The sequence below is a fragment of the Paramuribaculum intestinale genome, assembly GCF_003024925.1.
Lineage (GTDB): Bacteria > Bacteroidota > Bacteroidia > Bacteroidales > Muribaculaceae > Paramuribaculum > Paramuribaculum intestinale.
In genome coordinates, this window is the sequence record NZ_PUED01000356.1 from 1 (window position 1) to 1,192 (window position 1,192).

Here is a 1,192-nt window from a genome sequence, read left to right on the forward strand (position 1 = left end):
CTATAGGGCCGCCGGGATCGACTGGTGGGATTATTGCGGACAGACGTTGATCAACAGTTATCCGACCTATATGGCCAAGCTGCCCGTATTGATCGATCGTATCAACCGGGAGCGTCGCAGCTCAAAAAATTACGTGTTGTTTTTGGGCGCGACTGAGGCGCCGACAAATCAGGCGCCCTGTTTGAGTCTGATCCAGTATCAGATCGAGGAGGGAGAGCTTGTTATCTCGGCGTATCAACGTAGCTCCGACGCAAGTCTCGGATTACCATCCGATCTCTACCACCTCTATCTCATGTCGCGACAGATAGAGCTGCCCCTGCGCTCGATCACGCTCAACCTTGGCAATGTACACATCTACGACACCAATATCGAGGCTACGCGCAGGATGCTCGATGGTGAGGAGGGCGTCAAGTACACACTCAATGTTTAACAACCACTCAAACAGTGCTCAAATACTATTATAATGACTAAGATATACAAGTCGGCGCCGCTCCCTTTCCAAGGTCAAAAGCGCCGTTATGTCGGCGAGTTTTGCCGCGTACTGGGTCAAATCCGCGACGCCCGGATCTTTGTAGACCTCTTTGGCGGATCCGGATTGCTCTCGCATATCGCCAAGCGGGAGCGTCCCGACGCCATGGTGGTCTACAACGACTTCGACGACTATCGCACACGCCTCGACAATATACCGCGCACTAATGCGCTAATCAGCGACTTACGCAGCATAAGGGGGGGGGTAAATCCAAGTCACAACGGATCGCCTCCCCGCAGCGGGAGCACATCCTGGAGAGGATTGCCGCAGAGGATGCGGCCGGCTATGTCGATTATATCACATTAGCGGCAAATCTATGTTTCCCAGGCAAGCGGGCGACATCGTACGAGGAGCTGTCAAAGCAGACCTTATATAATAATATAGTCGCGTCGCCATACGACGCAGCGGGCTACCTCGACGGCTTGACCATCACGAGTTGCGACTACCGCGAGCTTGTGGCACGGTATCGCAACCGTCCGGATGTCGTGTTTTTGGCCGATCCGCCATATCTCTCCACGGATGTAAGCACATATAACATGTCGTGGGGGTTGAGTGACTACCTCGACGTGATCGCGTCGCTCGCCGGTCAGCGCTACATCTATTTTACAAGCTCCAAATCGTCAATCGTGGAGCTCTGCGAGTGGCTCGGACGCAATGCAGGGG

General features: G+C 54.1%; 2 protein-coding genes and 1 pseudogene. All 3 read left to right on the forward strand.

Annotation, left to right across the window (positions count from 1 at the left end):
- The coding region (locus tag C5O24_RS13505; protein WP_107681983.1) for a thymidylate synthase at positions 1–430 on the forward strand (430 nt) is incomplete at its 5' end.
- 33 nt (positions 431–463) lie between these two features.
- Entirely contained in the window at positions 464–835 is a 372-nt protein-coding gene (locus tag C5O24_RS13510) for a hypothetical protein (protein WP_107681984.1), read from the forward strand.
- Positions 836–951: 116 nt separating this feature from the next.
- Positions 952–1,192: pseudogene (locus tag C5O24_RS13515) on the forward strand (DNA adenine methylase); the annotation flags it as partial.

Bases quoted from the DNA above. Each gene is read 5' to 3' on its own strand.
- C5O24_RS13510 (WP_107681984.1), top strand. From the start codon at position 464: ATGACTAAGATATACAAGTCGGCGCCGCTCCCTTTCCAAGGTCAAAAG.